Source organism: Pseudomonas sp. WS 5410 (genome assembly GCF_012985645.1).
Lineage (GTDB): Bacteria > Pseudomonadota > Gammaproteobacteria > Pseudomonadales > Pseudomonadaceae > Aquipseudomonas > Aquipseudomonas shahriarae.
This window is the reverse complement of the sequence record NZ_JAAQWS010000032.1, coordinates 36,503-50,839: the sequence shown is the minus strand read 5'-3', so window position 1 is coordinate 50,839 and position 14,337 is coordinate 36,503. Positions and strand designations below refer to the sequence as shown.

Here is a 14,337-nt window from a genome sequence, read left to right as displayed (position 1 = left end):
GTTGGGGCAGATAGCGTTCTGATCACCGACTGGAATGATGCATACGACAATTTCGGCGGAGCATTCATTGCCGGAAATGCGGGGTATCCAGGCGGTACCGGAGAATCGATCAATGCAACCGGCATAAACCTGAGGCGGGGAGGTCGTGTAGGCGCCCAGTTGATTGTTTACAACGGCGACAACCAGCTTCTGTTTCGTTCTTCCTATAACGGGTTCCTTCCATGGGTGAGGGTGTACCACACCGGCAACACCATCCGCATGGCCGACAATACACTAAGGGCGATCTGAACATGGCAAGAGCAGCAATAAACGTTACTGGCGCGGGCGAAAAGTTCGATTTCGCCTCGCTCGGCGGGGCGGATGTGACCTGTTATCGCAAGGGCGTGGGCGTATATTGTGTCGCCGGCACCCAGGGAATGGTCCCATTCCCGCCGCTCGATCAGGGATGGGGTTACGGGCTTCACCCCTCGGACAATCCCGCCGAGGTGAACATCTCGTTTGAGGACGACCTGCTCACGGTCACCGTGACCAAAGAGGGCGAGCCGTACGATCTGAAGGTCATGATCACGCTGCACATCCTGGTGCCGGATATTCCCCCGCAGGAAGAGCTGCCGTCGCCGGAGCTTGATCCTGTGGTGGCTGCACAAACCCAGATCGCGCACTTGCGAGCCGAGGCGGATTACGCAATCGCGCCACTTCAGGACGCCGTCGATATCGATGAAGGGACCGAGGCAGAGTTGGCGACCCTCAAGGCCTGGAAGAAATACCGCGTGGCCCTGAACCGCGTGCCTGATCAGGAAGGCTACCCGCTCGCTATTGATTGGCCCGCCGCGCCGTAGCATCGGCGCCGTAGTCGACCACACCCGCCATTGAGCGGGTTTATTTTTGCCAGGAGAGAGCTATGCCAATCACCGAGCAGCAGTTGCTGCGGATTCTCCCGAACGCCGGCCGCCAAGCCGGCGTTTTTGTTCCTGTGCTGAACACGGCCATGAGCAAATACGGAATTGTCACCATTGCTCGCATTGCGGCGTTCATCGCCCAGGTCGGGCATGAGTCGGGCCAGTTGCGCTATGTGCGGGAGATCTGGGGCCCCACGGCGCAGCAGGCCGGATATGAAGGCCGTGCTGACCTGGGCAACACCGTTAAAGGGGATGGCTCAAAGTACCGTGGCCGGGGGCTTGTCCAGATCACTGGCCGGGCCAATTGCGCGGCGTGCGGTGAGGCCTTGGGCCTGGACCTGATCAATCAGCCTGAGCTTCTGGAGCAGCCGCAGCACGCTGCAATGTCGGCGGCTTGGTTCTGGTCGACGAAAGGCCTGAACACCCTGGCGGATAAGGGCGAGTTCGTGAAGATCACCCGCCGGGTCAATGGAGGGGTCAATGGCCTTGAGGATCGCCAGCGGCTTTACGCCCAGGCACAGAAGGTGCTCGCATGACGCCCGGACAGAAGCTGGCTTGCCTGGGATCGGCGATGATCCTTTTGCTGGTCTTAGGCGCTTGTGGTGGTGTGTGGCTGGCTACCCGGCATTACCGGCCGCTACTCGACACCGCGAACACCAGCCTGGCCAGCGCTCAGTCGGCGCGCAACAATCTGGAAGCGCTGGCGGGCGAGCAGGGCAGGAAGCTCGGCGAGCTGGTGCTGGCTGGCAATGAGCGGGAGGCACTGGCGGCTCAGGCTCAGGCAGGTGCTAGAGAGTTGGCCAAGCCTGACTACGCCGCAGCAAACCGGTTATTGCAAGAGCGAACCGGCGGCGATCCAACCCAGGCAGCAGCATTGATCATTGATCAGGAGTTGGGATTATGAGGCGGACTACCGGCTTTACACCTGGTGTAATGATGGTCGCTTTGTGTTTTGTGCTGGCAGGGTGCGGAACGCGAGAGCCCGAGGTGCGCACTGTTCGGGTGGAGGTGCCGGTGCTGGTTCCGTGCAAGACGCAGGAGGTTGCAGTGCCGCCTTGGGCTACAGCGAGCTTGAAGAAATCTGACAGCGTGGAGCTGAAGGTCCGTGCGCTGCTGGCCGAGCGTCGACAGCGGATCGGGTACGAGCGAGAGCTTGTTGCAGCGTCTGGCGCCTGCCGGTAGGCCTCAACTCAAAAAGAATAAAACTGAGCTGAAAATCCGCTTTAAGAATAATGACGACTCAGACCTACATTCGCGGTCGCGAAAACTAACACGCACAAAAAGCAAAGCCTATCCCTCAATGAAAGCGGGCGTGGCGGGAAGATATCACAAAAGATGATGCGGCCTGCTTGGACCTAATTCCGTTATCAGGAATTCTTCCTAGAAAGTCCCATTATGGCGAATTCGGGGTTTTGTCAACCAAGCTTCGGAGCGATTTGGTCGAGCTGTCAACCATTGCAACTGATTGATCGCACGAAAATGAGAGGGTCACTGGTGGATAGCTAAGCGTGCATGCTGTCCTGCTACCCGCCAGCGCCCACGCGAATTAAACGTGGGAGCCGCTATTGAAGTAAAGCTGTAAATTAAGGAGTTGTGTTCGGTCGGCAGGACGCCGGGGATGGGGTTATGCAATTTTTGCATAGGCCGGAAAATACCCGCTGGGACCACTTCTGGAACCAACGGGTGCATTTCCGTGCGTTACGGGTGATTACTCATGACGACTTGGCCTTGCAAATACTGATCCGCAGTAATCACTGCAATGCGTTTTATACTGCATTTACATTTACTGTTGAAAAGTCAAAGTAAATACATGGTGAATTAATTGGAGAGTGCAAGGGGCTGCCATAATGTTGGCATCCCCGCGATATCCATTTTTATTGGATGGCCTCGCCACTTTTCTTACTGGCTACTCTATAGAGCCTTGCAACAGAATATGCTATCAATGAAACAATTATTATGCAATTCACATAGAAGGTTGGCGCGAAATACCTGAATTCCATCGATTGTGCGGAAATCAAGAAGCCAGCGTAATAAGCGTTGGCAATCGCCCAGATGCAGAAAAAGCGAGGGAAAATCTTTTTGTCAAAAATGAACACAAGGCACAGCATTGATAGCAGTACACTTACGAAAGGTCGGTAAACTAAAGAGCCAAGACTTTCAGCTCCATTGAAGAAGTATTCACGCATAGACGCCTGCTGAGTAGTGTTTCTTCCGCCCCACTCAATGGTTTTCTCGTCAACGTCGTGAATACCCCTTTTAATGCTTTCCAGGGGGGCTGTCATGCCATATACGCGAGCCCAAAAAGAAAGCTTCATCAATGCCCAGTCCAATGGCTGGCTTTTAATCATTGAAAAGTATACGGCTTTTACTTTGGCGCTGCCCTCCACAGAGGTTATGCAGGTCACTGGTAGAGGCGGGGCGCCATCCCAAAAAACGGCATTCAGGTACCGTTCGTTATATTTCTCTATAGCTCCCTCAGTACTTCCGCAAAAATCTAGAGAGTGCTTTAGCCGCTCTTCACCTGGCTGGCTTTTGGCAATAGCCACTATCTCCCAGGCCATACCCAGGGCTTCAGGTCTTGAGTTTTTCCTGAGATCGCTGTTTATGTAAAATACGAACGCAGTAGATATAATGATTGCTGCAATGGCATGCCACTTAAATGATTTAGCAAATAGTAAAATCAAAATAACAATTACAGGTGCCACTGCTATTGAATTGAGTCGCATCCCAAATAGAATGCAAAGCAGAATTGTGAGTGCAAAAAAGCTGGAGATCTTATTTAGCTTCATTGGCTCTATAGCGCTTATCATAACTCCAATTAATGCAATGCAAGTAAATACCAATGCTGAGTCAGTAATAATAGCGGGAAAAACAAAAAACATTGGAGTTGTAATTGTCAATATTGAGGAAAAAAATGCAGTAGCAGGCGGGAAGTCATTTAACAAGAATTTATAGGTTATTGCTGTCGCGGCGTAAAAAGAAAAAACCTGGAACAACGTGTAAAGCCCCAGCCCTCCAACAAGCCAAATCGACGCCTTCATAAAATATGACTGCATCGGAGGCAGAACAGTAAATCCACCTCCGGAAGACACGGCAGATGCAATTCTTGCAAGTCCATCGGCGGTAGCAATAAATGGATATATTGAAAGAGTGGAAATTACGGCAAGGATGAGGCATAGCGCAAGGGATAGGCGCAAGTCCAGGCACCTAAGGATCCTCAAAGGTCCTTTGCTGTTGATCATAATTGCTCTCCAGTTTTTGTGTTTCATGAATTCCCTTTCTCCGGTGCAGCCGGGGGTAAATTATTAATGGCCCGGATTCTACAAGAGAACGCCGGGCGTGTAAGTATCGAACGTCAGATAAGTGATAACTGCCACATTTGAGATTTTGTGCCCGTCATTGAGCGGGTTTATTTTTGCCTGGAGAAAAGCATGACCACTTCCGATAAAGACCGGGACATCCTGGCGCGCACGCTATGGGGTGAAGCCCGTGGTGAAGGCCTGGACGGCCAGATCGCCGTGGCCTGGACCATCCGCAACCGCGTGTTCGACGGCAAGGCCAAGTCCTGGTGGGGCGAAGGCTACGCCGGCGTGTGCCTGAAGCCATGGCAGTTCAGCTGCTGGAACCAGAACGACTCGAACTACGCCTACCTCAGCGGTGCGAAGCCGATCCCGGCCGCGCAACTCGCCCAGGCCCAGCGTGCTGCTGACCAGGTGATGGCCGGTGCGGTACCGGATCCAACCGGCGGGGCCACGCACTACTACGCAACCACGATGCCCAAGGCCCCGGCCTGGGCGGCGAAGGCCAAGCAAACGCTGCGCCTGGGGCACCACATCTTTTTCAAGGACGTGCCGTGATGACGCCCGTACAGAGGCTGGCCGGGCCGGTGGTGCTGATCCTAGCGCTGATGGCCAGCGCCGCCGGCGTCACCTGGCAGGTTCAGGAGTGGCGCACTGGCAAGACGCTGGCCGAGCAGGCCGGCCTGCACCAGGACGAGCTGGACAGGATCAGCGCGGTGGCCATCAAGCAAGTGCGCGACGAGCAGGACAGGCGCCTGGGCCTGGAGAAGACGCTGGCCACCTCCGATCAACAACACACCCGAGAACTTTCCGATGCTCAACGCAACCAGGCCCGCCTGCTTGACCGCCTTGCTACTACTGATTTGCGGCTGTCAGTCCTTCTCGACGCCACGGATTCAGCCAGTGGCTGCAACGTGCCTGCCGCCTCCGGCGCCGTCGGCGTGGTTCATGGAGCCCGTCGAGCCCAACTTGACCCAGCGCATGCTCAACGAATTGTCGCCATCACCGATGCCGGCGACCAAGGATTGATCGCGCTGCGGGCGTGCCAGGCGTATGTCAGGGCTGTGGCCCCCTCAATACTTTCAACTCCAGCAGCAGCCGCTGATTCTCCCTGAAGAGATGGTCGCGTTGATCGGTCACCAGGTCGACGCTTCGAAAGCTTCTCTTGTCAGTCTGGTCATTGCCCATCGCCGATATGCGCTCAAGGGCGTCCCTCAGTGCCGTCTCTGCCGACGCTTTTCCGGTGGCGAGCAGGTCATTCATCTGGACCAGGCCCGCAACGTTCGCCCTTGCCTTGCTCAGCAGGCGATAGGCGGTTGTGAGCTCGTCCTCGAGTAGCGCGCACTGGTGTTTGTACATTTCCAGGGGCGTAGGGCACCCAAGCCACGTCGAGGTGTCTTCGTCGATGTTCATTGTGGGGCAATCCGAATACTGTATGCGCATACAGTAATCGAGGTTTGCAGGTTGTGCGATGTGAGGCGACGAGCTGTAGGGGATTTTGGTTTGGTGTTCGGTCGGCAGGACGCCGGGGGAGGGGATTAATCTTGTACCACTTTTTGTACCAATGACCGTGTTTGCCAGGGTAAATCCGGGTGTTTCTGAGGGAGCAAACCCCCGGATTCATTGGCTTTTACTACTTACCACTACCCATTGAAAATCGCTGTGTAATTCTGTTCCAGGGACATGAAACTACCTGTGGGATTTTCGCAAAGTGCAAGGGTACGGTGGCCGGCAGATCGCTGCAAGCGTGGGTTACTCGTCACGCCCTTCGAGCATCGTGCGCTTGAGCATCACATACACTGCCCCGGCACCGCCATGGCGCGGTTGGCAGGAGGTGAAACCGAGCACTTGGGTGTGCTGGCGCAACCAGGTGTTGACGTGGCTTTTGATCATCGGGCGCTTGCCGTCCAGGCGCACGGCCTTGCCGTGGGTCACGCGCACGCAGCGGATTTCGAACTTGGTGGCTTCGGCCAGGAAGGCCCAGAGGGTTTCCCGGGCCTTTTCCACAGTCATGCCGTGCAGGTCGAGGCTGCCTTCGAAGGGAATCTGTCCGGCCTTGAGCTTGCGCACCTGGCTTTCCTGGACCCCGTCGCGGGACCACATCAACTCGTCCTCGGGGCCGACGTCAATCACGAACTGGTCCGACAGACCGTCCACCGTGGTGGCATCCGTACGCACCGTGGCCGCCTGGCGCAGCTTGGCGATCTGTGCGCGGTCGGTCTTGGGTTTGCCGGTGTCGGCACGGTCGTGCTTGATCGGCTTGACACCGCGCAGCTCGTTTTTGAACAGGGAAAAATCGTCGTCTTGCATGTCAGCCTCCGCGAAGGGCGGGCAGTTTACCCAAATCGAGGCGGTTGATGCGGGACAAAACGCTATCAGTGTTCCCTCAATCGTGCTTTTTCATCAGGTGCGAGGCGATGTTCAGCGACAGCGGCTGGTGCATACGGCGCCGGCAACGGCGCCACCACCAAATTCCCAGCCACAGGATCAACATCCCGCCGGCCAACAGCAGCGCCGCGCCGCCGGGGCTGGTATTGAGCTCGCCGAGCGCGGGCGAATGGCCCAGCAGCGCGGCTGCACCCGCCAACGAAAGCAGCAAGCCAAACAGCGCGAGCAACGCAGCAAACGCTACGCCCAGGCGCAGACGCCAGTTGCTCGGGCCCTTGGGGCGCAAGCGACGAGCGTCAAAACCATCGGATATCTTCATTCCGACCTTTCCTCCAGGGTATCGGCCCTTCGACCGGAAGATAAACAACTTGTTCCGGGCTGGGAGGCAATTGCGGTAAATGACAGGCTTTAGCGGATGAGCGGGGCCTGAGGTGGCCGCGCCGCTCATCAACAGGGCGATCAGATCAGATCTTGGGTCAAGGCGAGGGTGGCGAAGTTGTCGGCCATGATGGCCATTTCCGTTTGCTGCACATGTTCGGCGCTGAGGATGCCGCCCTTGTAAGGCAGGTCGCGGGTGGCGCAGGCGTCTTCCACCAGGGTGCAACGAAAGCCCAGGTTCTTCGCTGCGCGCACCGTGGTGCTGACGCTGGAGTGGCTCATGAAACCACAGACGATCAAGTCCAGGGAGCCCAGCTCCTGCAGGGTTTTTTCCAGCTGCGTGCCGTGGAAAGCGCTGGGCAGCAGCTTGCCGATGATGGTTTCGTCATCGTGCGGCTCCAGGCCGGGGATGAATTCGCCGCGCTCGCCCTGGGGGTCGAACAGGCCGCCGACGGTGCCCAGGTGACGGACATGCACGATCGGGCGCCCGGCCTTGCGGGCGGCAGCACTCAGTTGCTTGATGTTTTCCACGGCGGCGTCCATGCCCGACAGGGCGAGCGGGCCGCTCAAATATTCTTTCTGGGCATCGATGATCACAAGGGTCGCGTGGCTCAAATTGGCCGGTGCGTAACCGCGACCGCTGAGTTGAAACATCGTCTTTGGAACGGACATTCTGGGGCTCCTGTGAGTGGGGCTTTTGCGACATTGTCCTCTGGCTGAGCGGTTCTGTGAATCGCTACTAACGTAAGGTGCGCCGTTGTTGGCCTACAGCCATGTCAAGAGGGACAGCGGTATAACAGAAAAACCTTGAATCAGGTTGAGTCTGACGCGCCGTCGCAGTTTTTCATACATCGTCCGTACAGCTTAAGGCTGTTAGAATTGCCAGTCGTTTTTTCCTGGAGCTTGCCCCCGTGATCACTTCCCGCCTGCGCACCTTGCGCGACCATATCCGTTGGGCTGTCAGCCGTTTCCATGGGGAAGACCTGTTTTTTGGCCATGGTACGGACAATGCCTGGGACGAAGCCCGGCAATTGGTACTGGGTGCACTGCACCTGCCTTGGGAAATTGCCGACAGCTACCTGGACTGCAACCTCGAAGAAGAAGAGATTTCCCACGTACAGCGTCTGCTGCATCGCCGTATCCACGAGCGCGTGCCCACTGCCTACCTGTTGAAAGAAGCCTGGTTCTGCGGCATGTCGTTTATCGTCGACGAGCGCGTGCTGATCCCGCGCTCACCGATTGGCGAGTTGATCGAAAACCGCTTTGAACCCTGGCTGGCCCAGCCGCCGGCGCGCATCCTTGACCTGTGCACCGGCTCCGGTTGCATCGGCATCGCCTGCGCCTACGAGTTCCAGGAAGCCGAAGTGGTGCTGGGGGACTTGTCCTTCGAAGCACTGGAAGTGGCCAACCAGAACATCGAGCGCCATGGCGCCGACGAGCGCGTGTACACCGTGCAGGGTGACGGCTTCGACGGTTTGCCCGGCCAGCGTTTTGACCTGATTGTGTCCAACCCGCCGTATGTCGATGCCGAAGACTTTGCCGACATGCCCGATGAATACCAGCACGAACCCGAATTGGGCCTGGCCTGCGGTGACGATGGCTTGAACCTGGTGCGCCGGATGTTGGCCGAGGCGGCCGATCATCTGACCGAGAAGGGCTTGCTGATTGTCGAAGTGGGCAACAGCCAGGTGCACGTTGAAGCGCTGTACCCGGAAGTGGATTTTGCCTGGCTGGAATTCCAGAACGGCGGGCACGGCGTATTCATGCTGACGGCGGAGCAGTGCCGGGCCCATCAGGCGGTGTTTGCCTCTCGCGTCTGATCAGGCGGAACTGAATGTGGGAGCGGGCTTGCTCGCGAAAGCGATGGATCAGTCAATACATGTACCGACTGATCCGCTGCTTTCGCGAGCAAGCCCGCTCCCACATTTGATTTGTATTGTTCAGTGAAATCGAGTGGTCAGCGATGCGTCGCAATCCAGATCAATAATCCCGCCTGGAACACGGTAAACGCCACCAGGCAGGTGATGGTGAAGCGCAAGCCGCTGTCCTCGCGCTTGAACTTGATGACCTTTTCTTCCTCGTGGCGCAGCTTCACTTCCTGCTCGGCCAGGTTTTGTTCGGCCTGTTGCAGCATTTGCGCCGCTTCGAGGATTTCCACGAACTGCACCTTCTCGGTGTTCCAGCTGTCCAGCACTTCGCTGACCTTGCCCGGCTGCACATGGCCTTTCAGGTGCTGGACATCGGCATAGGCCACATCAAAACCCTGGATCCGCAAAAAGTGGTCGCGACGCAGGCGCGTGGCTTCGTTCAGCGCGTCCTTGTTCGCCAGGTCGACGCCGTCGACGCGATAGTGCGACCACTTCTTTTTTGCCCACGCAGCGCCCTGGGCTACCAGGAAGCGGCCAAGGCCTCGGTTCGCGGGTTCGATTTCCAGGCTGTTGCTTGGGCCGAAGTGCACGCGGTGGGTGGCATGATCGACCCACACATCCAGGTGATTCTGTTCGCGCCGCACCCGTTGGGCAGGCAACTGGATGACCATGCGCAACAGGCTGTGGTCCTTGTTGTTGCGCTCGGCGTAGCCAAACTGCACAAAGCGCAAGGGGCGGGCGCCGGTTGCGCGGTCGGTGGCCAAAGGCGCCAGGCGCAGCATTTTGAAGTGTTCGGCCTCAACCTCTGCCCACGGCAGCGCAGCTGCAGCCGCCGCTTCGGTGTCGGCGGTGGTTTCGGCGGGAGGTTGTGGTACTGCTTCGGTGTTCGTCATTCGGCGCGATCCTGTCCAAGCCCAGCTAGTCGACAGGCTTTTTGCTGTCGACCTTGTGCTTATCGGCCGTTCTTTCCAGGACTGGAGGGTAAATAGTGGGTTATCGGTGGCGAAGTCCGTCGATAAAGCCAACCAGACGCCTACCCAGCGCATCGGCGAGGGGCAATTGTGGATTGTTGTAGGAGCTCAACTGCTGCTTCACCTCGTTGGGCACGATGCGCATGACGTGGTTCATGCCGGGAATCACCGCCAGTTCGGCGTCGGGTTTGGCCTGCTTGAGCTTCTGGGCATCGGCGACCCCTACTTGCAGGTCGGTGGTGCCCTGGACAATCAGGGCCGGCATCGTCAGGCGGGCGAACGCCGCTGCGGGGTCCGCACGAAACAGGCTGATCAGGTACGGCTGCACGCTGGGACGGAAAATACCCTGCAGCGGGCCCGGTACATCGGCATCCACCTGGCCGGCCTTGAGCCGGTCGAGGATCTGGTTGCTGCGCAGCAGCAGGGCCGGCGGCAGGTGATCCGCCAATTGCTGGCGAATCACCTGGTCCACCGGGCGGGCGCTGCCGGACAGGGAAATCACCCCGTCGGGGTTGAGTTCAGGGGCGGCGAGGGCAGCCACCAACGCGCCTTCACTGTGCCCCAACACCACCAGGCGCCCGAAGCGCGGATCGGCCTTGAGCGATTTGCCCCAGGCCACGGCGTCGGCCACATAGGCGTCCAGCGTCAGGTTGCGCTCGTCTGGCGTGGCCTTGAGGCTGGCGGCCACGCCGCGTTTGTCGTAGCGCACGCTGGCAATGTTATGGCGCGCCAGCACCCAGGCCAGGCGCTTGAGGCTGTCATTGCGCGCGCCTTCGGCACTGTTGCCGTTGCGGTCGGTGGGGCCGGAGCCCGCAATGATCAGCACTACAGGCACGGGTTTGTCGGATTGCGGCAGCAGTAATGAGCCAAACAGCTCGCCGCTGCCGGTGTCCAGGCTGATGGGCCGTTGCAGTACGACAGGGCTGGCGGCGTGGGCGACGCTACAGAACAGGGTGAGGGTAAACAGCAAAACTCGCAGCATCATCGCGCCATCATGAGGAAGGTGCCGGTTGGACCAACGTCTACCGGGAAGGTTTCGAGGATGAACTACTGGGTGAGCCTGCGTATACTGGCGCGCTTAGTTATCACGGTTGAGTTGATTCAACTGATTTCACGGAGCGCTCTGCATGTCCGGCAATACCTACGGCAAGCTGTTCACTGTCACCACCGCGGGCGAAAGCCATGGTCCGGCGTTGGTCGCCATTGTCGACGGCTGCCCGCCCGGCCTTGAGCTGTCCCTGGACGACCTGCAGCGCGACCTCGACCGCCGCAAGCCCGGCACTAGCCGCCACACCACCCAGCGCCAGGAGCCCGACGAAGTCGAGATCCTCTCCGGCGTGTTCGAGGGTCGCACTACCGGTTGCGCCATCGGCCTGCTGATCCGCAACACTGACCAGAAGTCCAAGGACTACTCGGCGATCAAGGATCTGTTCCGCCCGGCCCACGCCGACTACACCTACCACCATAAATACGGTGAGCGCGATTACCGTGGCGGTGGCCGCAGTTCGGCGCGGGAAACCGCGATGCGCGTGGCCGCCGGAGCCATTGCCAAGAAGTACCTGGCAACCCAGGGCATCCTGATTCGTGGCTATATGAGCCAACTGGGCCCGATCGAAATCCCGTTCAAGACCTGGGACAGCGTGCAAGACAATGCTTTCTTCAGCCCCGACCCGGACAAGGTGCCGGAACTGGAAGCCTATATGGACCAGTTGCGCCGCGACCAGGATTCGGTGGGCGCGAAGATCACCGTGGTCGCCGAAGGGGTGATGCCGGGCCTGGGCGAGCCGATTTTCGACCGCCTGGACGCCGAACTGGCCCACGCGCTGATGAGCATCAACGCGGTCAAGGGCGTGGAAATCGGCGCCGGCTTCGCCTGTGTCGCCCAGCGTGGCACCGAGCACCGCGATGAGTTGACCCCCGAAGGTTTTGTCAGCAACAATGCGGGCGGCATTCTCGGCGGTATCTCGTCCGGCCAGCCGATTGTGGCGCACCTGGCACTCAAGCCGACCTCGAGCATCACCACGCCGGGGCGTTCGATTGATGTGCATGGCAACCCGGTGGATGTGATTACCAAGGGCCGCCATGACCCGTGCGTCGGCATCCGCGCCACGCCGATTGCCGAAGCAATGATGGCCATTGTGCTGATGGACCATCTGCTGCGGCACCGTGGGCAGAATGCCGATGTGCGCGTGACTACTCCGGTGCTGGGCCAGCTGTGACGGTCTGACCGTGACAGCGCTCCCGTACTGGCGACTTTCCAGCTTCTATCTGTTCTATTTCGCCCTGCTGGGGGCGACGGCGCCGTTCCTGGCGCTGTACTTTCATCATCTGGGGTTCTCCAGCGCGCGCATTGGCGAGTTGGTCGCAATCCCGATGCTGATGCGCTGCGTGGCCCCCAATATCTGGGGCTGGCTGGGTGACTACACCGGGCGGCGCCTGGCCATCGTGCGGTTTGGCGCGGTGTGCACGCTGCTCAGTTTTTCGCTGATCTTTGTCAGCCAGAGCTATGCCTGGCTGGCGTTGGTGATGGCCCTGCACGCGTTCTTCTGGCATGCGGTGCTGCCGCAGTTCGAGGTCATCACCCTGGCGCACCTGCAAGGTCAGACCTCGCGCTACAGCCAGGTTCGCTTGTGGGGCTCCGTCGGGTTTATCCTCGCGGTCGTCGCCCTGGGGCGCCTGTTCGAGGCCCTGAGCCTGGATATCTACCCGGTGGCGATCGTGTTGATCATGGCCGGCATCATCGGGGCCAGCATGTGGGTGCCCAATGCCCAGCCGGTTGCCACCGGTGGTCGCGGTGCCGGCGACGGCTTCCTGCGGCAACTGCGCAGCCCTGGCGTGCTGGCGTTTTATGCCTGTGTCGCGTTGATGCAAATGAGCCACGGCCCGTACTACACCTTCCTCACCCTGCACCTGGAAAACCTCGGTTGCAGCCGCGGTGTGATCGGCTTGCTGTGGGCCTTGGGTGTGGTGGCGGAAGTGTTGATGTTCATGGCCATGAGCCGGATTCTCACGCGCTTCTCGGTGCGCCGGGTGCTGGTGGCCAGTTTCCTGTTGGCCGCGTTACGCTGGCTGTTGCTGGGGTCGTTCGCCGAATTCCTGTGGGTGCTGTTGCTCGCCCAGGTGCTGCATGCCGCGACCTTTGGCAGCTTTCATGCGGCGGCCATTCAATTTGTGCAGCGCAGCTTCGGTGCGCGCCAGCAAGGCCAGGGCCAGGCCCTGTATGCGGCGCTGGCCGGCACCGGCGGCGCGCTCGGCGCCTTGTATTCCGGGTACAGCTGGAATCAGTTGGGGCCGACCCTGACCTTCAGTATCGCCAGCCTCGCGGCCCTGGCCGCCGCGTTGATCATGGCGCTGCGCTTGCCCGAGGAACAGCCGTGAGCCCGGCCCATCATCTGCAGACTCTTACCGCCCGAGGACCCCTTTTATGAGCATTCTTTGCGTTTATCACCTTTCTACCCCGGACACCCCGAACAAGGTCTTGACCCACGCTGACGATATTGCCTCGACCCTGGCCGAGCAGGGCGTGGGCTTCGAACGCTGGCAGGCCAGCACCCGTGTCGAGGCCGGCGCCAGTGCCGCCGAAGTGACGGCGGCGTACCAAGCGCAAATTGACAGCTGGATGACGGCACAGGGCTACGCGCAGGTGCAAGTGTTGAGCGTGAACCGCGAGCACCCGCAAAAGGCTGCCCTTGCCGCAGGTTTGCGCGATGAGCATTACCACGGGGCTGATGAGATCCGCTTGTTCGCCGCCGGCCGTGGTTTGCTCGGCCTGCATATCGGCGACTATGTCTACACGGTGCTCTGCGAAAAACACGACCTGCTGCGCATACCGGCCGGCATGCCACGCTGGTTTGACCTGGGGGAGGAGCCGCGTGTGGTCGCGATCAGTCTGTTCCAGACGGCGTCCGGGGCTGAGGCGCAAGTGACCGGCAGCGGGATCGCCCAAGGTTTCCCGGGGCTGGATGATTGACCTTAGTTCACTATCCGCAAACTTATTCAATATGCTCAAGTTGGATAAGTTTGTGGGAATGGACTCTATAGTTTGTAAGTTCCAGCTATTTGTCTGAGGGTCGATGTGTTAACCCTTGGCTTTATGTAACTCTCCCGTCGCTGTGTACCTATCTGTCAATAGGAGTTGTCCGAATATTGACAGTGCAAACCACTACGAAAGGGAGAGGCAGCATGAGCAGTCCAGAGGAGCCCACCCCATCCGTACCTGGGCCGGCGGTCAGTGTGGCAACAGATGTTTGTGAGCAGGCGTGCGACGACAGGGCAGGCGACGCACAGTTGTTGCCGGATAAGCCGCTGACGGCCAAGGAGTTGGAAATACTGCGCTGGGCCACGGAGGGCAAGACAGTGTGGGAGATCAGCCGGATCCGCTGTGTCTCACAGGCCACGGTGAAGTTTCACCTGCGCAATATCTACGGCAAGTTGCACGTCAATAACCGGGTCCAGGCGGTGAGTGAAGCGATCAGGCGCGGGTTGTGCGGATAAAAAAGGGCCGTGAAGCGCAACGGCTTCACGGCCCTGGGAA

19 protein-coding genes are annotated in these 14,337 nt (G+C 59.1%); 12 read left to right on the top strand and 7 right to left on the bottom strand.

Going from position 1 to position 14,337, the window contains the following annotated elements:
- From HBO24_RS28295 to HBO24_RS29755, 5 genes are all read left to right on the top strand, one after another.
- The coding region (locus tag HBO24_RS28295) for a hypothetical protein (protein WP_222933248.1) at positions 1-288 on the top strand (288 nt) is incomplete at its 5' end.
- 2 nt (positions 289-290) lie between these two features.
- Complete coding sequence (locus HBO24_RS29800; protein WP_170060775.1) at positions 291-839, top strand: tail fiber assembly protein; 549 nt, start codon at positions 291-293, stop codon at positions 837-839.
- 62 nt (positions 840-901) lie between these two features.
- Positions 902-1,435 carry a glycoside hydrolase family 19 protein gene (locus HBO24_RS28285; RefSeq protein ID WP_170060774.1) on the top strand — a complete coding sequence of 178 codons (534 nt, stop codon included), beginning with the start codon at positions 902-904 and terminating at the stop codon, positions 1,433-1,435.
- Positions 1,432-1,803: a hypothetical protein gene (locus tag HBO24_RS28280; protein ID WP_115127802.1), complete on the top strand. Its 372-nt coding sequence runs from the start codon at positions 1,432-1,434 to the stop codon at positions 1,801-1,803. The genes HBO24_RS28285 and HBO24_RS28280 overlap by 4 nt, the downstream gene beginning before the upstream one ends.
- A complete protein-coding gene (locus HBO24_RS29755) occupies positions 1,800-2,081 on the top strand; it encodes a hypothetical protein (RefSeq protein WP_258558603.1) in 282 nt (93 codons plus the stop codon). The genes HBO24_RS28280 and HBO24_RS29755 overlap by 4 nt, the downstream gene beginning before the upstream one ends.
- A 692-nt stretch (positions 2,082-2,773) precedes the next feature.
- Here the strand turns inward: HBO24_RS29755 and HBO24_RS28275 are convergent.
- A complete protein-coding gene (locus HBO24_RS28275; RefSeq protein ID WP_170060773.1) occupies positions 2,774-4,141 on the bottom strand; it encodes a hypothetical protein in 1,368 nt (455 codons plus the stop codon).
- 189 nt (positions 4,142-4,330) lie between these two features.
- On the opposite strand from HBO24_RS28275, the gene HBO24_RS28270 reads away from it, so the two are divergent.
- Both HBO24_RS28270 and HBO24_RS28265 read left to right on the top strand, forming a co-directional pair.
- On the top strand, positions 4,331-4,756 hold the full coding sequence (locus HBO24_RS28270) for a cell wall hydrolase (protein WP_115127804.1): 426 nt from the start codon (positions 4,331-4,333) through the stop codon (positions 4,754-4,756).
- A complete protein-coding gene (locus HBO24_RS28265; protein ID WP_170060772.1) occupies positions 4,756-5,313 on the top strand; it encodes a lysis system i-spanin subunit Rz in 558 nt (185 codons plus the stop codon). The genes HBO24_RS28270 and HBO24_RS28265 overlap by 1 nt, the downstream gene beginning before the upstream one ends.
- Here HBO24_RS28265 and HBO24_RS28260 read toward each other — a convergent pair.
- From HBO24_RS28260 to HBO24_RS28245, 4 genes are all read right to left on the bottom strand, one after another.
- Positions 5,255-5,611, bottom strand: a complete 357-nt coding sequence (locus tag HBO24_RS28260) for a hypothetical protein (RefSeq protein ID WP_065943780.1) — start codon at positions 5,609-5,611, stop codon at positions 5,255-5,257. The two genes, HBO24_RS28265 and HBO24_RS28260, sit on opposite strands and share 59 nt — an antisense overlap.
- Positions 5,612-5,950: 339 nt before the next feature.
- Positions 5,951-6,508, bottom strand: coding sequence for a Smr/MutS family protein (locus HBO24_RS28255; protein WP_057440725.1), 558 nt, complete (start codon positions 6,506-6,508; stop codon positions 5,951-5,953).
- Between the two features lie 76 nt (positions 6,509-6,584).
- On the bottom strand, positions 6,585-6,905 hold the full coding sequence (locus HBO24_RS28250; protein ID WP_170060771.1) for a hypothetical protein: 321 nt from the start codon (positions 6,903-6,905) through the stop codon (positions 6,585-6,587).
- Positions 6,906-7,045: 140 nt separating this feature from the next.
- Positions 7,046-7,636 (bottom strand): cysteine hydrolase family protein, encoded by a 591-nt coding sequence (locus tag HBO24_RS28245; RefSeq protein WP_057440730.1) that lies wholly within the window; start codon positions 7,634-7,636, stop codon positions 7,046-7,048.
- Between the two features lie 239 nt (positions 7,637-7,875).
- Between HBO24_RS28245 and prmB the strand changes: the two genes are divergently transcribed.
- Entirely contained in the window at positions 7,876-8,784 is a 909-nt protein-coding gene (gene prmB, locus HBO24_RS28240) for a 50S ribosomal protein L3 N(5)-glutamine methyltransferase (protein ID WP_057440732.1), read from the top strand.
- Positions 8,785-8,921: 137 nt separating this feature from the next.
- On the opposite strand, the gene HBO24_RS28235 is transcribed toward prmB, so the two are convergent.
- Positions 8,922-9,725: a hypothetical protein gene (locus HBO24_RS28235; protein ID WP_115127806.1), complete on the bottom strand. Its 804-nt coding sequence runs from the start codon at positions 9,723-9,725 to the stop codon at positions 8,922-8,924.
- 100 nt (positions 9,726-9,825) lie between these two features.
- Entirely contained in the window at positions 9,826-10,788 is a 963-nt protein-coding gene (locus HBO24_RS28230; RefSeq protein ID WP_057958877.1) for an alpha/beta fold hydrolase, read from the bottom strand.
- Between the two features lie 142 nt (positions 10,789-10,930).
- Here HBO24_RS28230 and aroC point away from each other — a divergent pair, with 142 nt between their 5' ends.
- The 4 genes from aroC to HBO24_RS28210 all read left to right on the top strand — a co-directional run bounded on the left by aroC (position 10,931) and on the right by HBO24_RS28210 (position 14,297).
- On the top strand, positions 10,931-12,022 hold the full coding sequence (gene aroC / locus HBO24_RS28225) for a chorismate synthase (protein ID WP_057440738.1): 1,092 nt from the start codon (positions 10,931-10,933) through the stop codon (positions 12,020-12,022).
- Positions 12,023-12,032: 10 nt separating this feature from the next.
- Positions 12,033-13,181 (top strand): MFS transporter, encoded by a 1,149-nt coding sequence (locus HBO24_RS28220; RefSeq protein WP_170060770.1) that lies wholly within the window; start codon positions 12,033-12,035, stop codon positions 13,179-13,181.
- Between the two features lie 46 nt (positions 13,182-13,227).
- Positions 13,228-13,773, top strand: a complete 546-nt coding sequence (locus HBO24_RS28215) for an acireductone dioxygenase (RefSeq protein ID WP_170060769.1) — start codon at positions 13,228-13,230, stop codon at positions 13,771-13,773.
- A 212-nt stretch (positions 13,774-13,985) separates the two neighbouring features.
- Positions 13,986-14,297, top strand: a complete 312-nt coding sequence (locus HBO24_RS28210) for a helix-turn-helix domain-containing protein (RefSeq protein WP_170060768.1) — start codon at positions 13,986-13,988, stop codon at positions 14,295-14,297.
- Positions 14,298-14,337: the final 40 nt, after the last annotated feature.

Bases quoted from the DNA above. Each gene is read 5' to 3' on its own strand.
- HBO24_RS29800 (WP_170060775.1), top strand. From the start codon at position 291: ATGGCAAGAGCAGCAATAAACGTTACTGGCGCGGGCGAAAAGTTCGAT.
- HBO24_RS28285 (WP_170060774.1), top strand. From the start codon at position 902: ATGCCAATCACCGAGCAGCAGTTGCTGCGGATTCTCCCGAACGCCGGC.
- HBO24_RS28280 (WP_115127802.1), top strand. From the start codon at position 1,432: ATGACGCCCGGACAGAAGCTGGCTTGCCTGGGATCGGCGATGATCCTT.
- HBO24_RS29755 (WP_258558603.1), top strand. From the start codon at position 1,800: ATGAGGCGGACTACCGGCTTTACACCTGGTGTAATGATGGTCGCTTTG.
- HBO24_RS28275 (WP_170060773.1), bottom strand. From the start codon at position 4,141: ATGATCAACAGCAAAGGACCTTTGAGGATCCTTAGGTGCCTGGACTTG.
- HBO24_RS28270 (WP_115127804.1), top strand. From the start codon at position 4,331: ATGACCACTTCCGATAAAGACCGGGACATCCTGGCGCGCACGCTATGG.
- HBO24_RS28265 (WP_170060772.1), top strand. From the start codon at position 4,756: ATGACGCCCGTACAGAGGCTGGCCGGGCCGGTGGTGCTGATCCTAGCG.
- HBO24_RS28260 (WP_065943780.1), bottom strand. From the start codon at position 5,611: ATGAACATCGACGAAGACACCTCGACGTGGCTTGGGTGCCCTACGCCC.
- HBO24_RS28255 (WP_057440725.1), bottom strand. From the start codon at position 6,508: ATGCAAGACGACGATTTTTCCCTGTTCAAAAACGAGCTGCGCGGTGTC.
- HBO24_RS28250 (WP_170060771.1), bottom strand. From the start codon at position 6,905: ATGAAGATATCCGATGGTTTTGACGCTCGTCGCTTGCGCCCCAAGGGC.
- HBO24_RS28245 (WP_057440730.1), bottom strand. From the start codon at position 7,636: ATGTCCGTTCCAAAGACGATGTTTCAACTCAGCGGTCGCGGTTACGCA.
- HBO24_RS28235 (WP_115127806.1), bottom strand. From the start codon at position 9,725: ATGACGAACACCGAAGCAGTACCACAACCTCCCGCCGAAACCACCGCC.
- HBO24_RS28230 (WP_057958877.1), bottom strand. From the start codon at position 10,788: ATGATGCTGCGAGTTTTGCTGTTTACCCTCACCCTGTTCTGTAGCGTC.
- aroC (WP_057440738.1), top strand. From the start codon at position 10,931: ATGTCCGGCAATACCTACGGCAAGCTGTTCACTGTCACCACCGCGGGC.
- HBO24_RS28215 (WP_170060769.1), top strand. From the start codon at position 13,228: ATGAGCATTCTTTGCGTTTATCACCTTTCTACCCCGGACACCCCGAAC.
- HBO24_RS28210 (WP_170060768.1), top strand. From the start codon at position 13,986: ATGAGCAGTCCAGAGGAGCCCACCCCATCCGTACCTGGGCCGGCGGTC.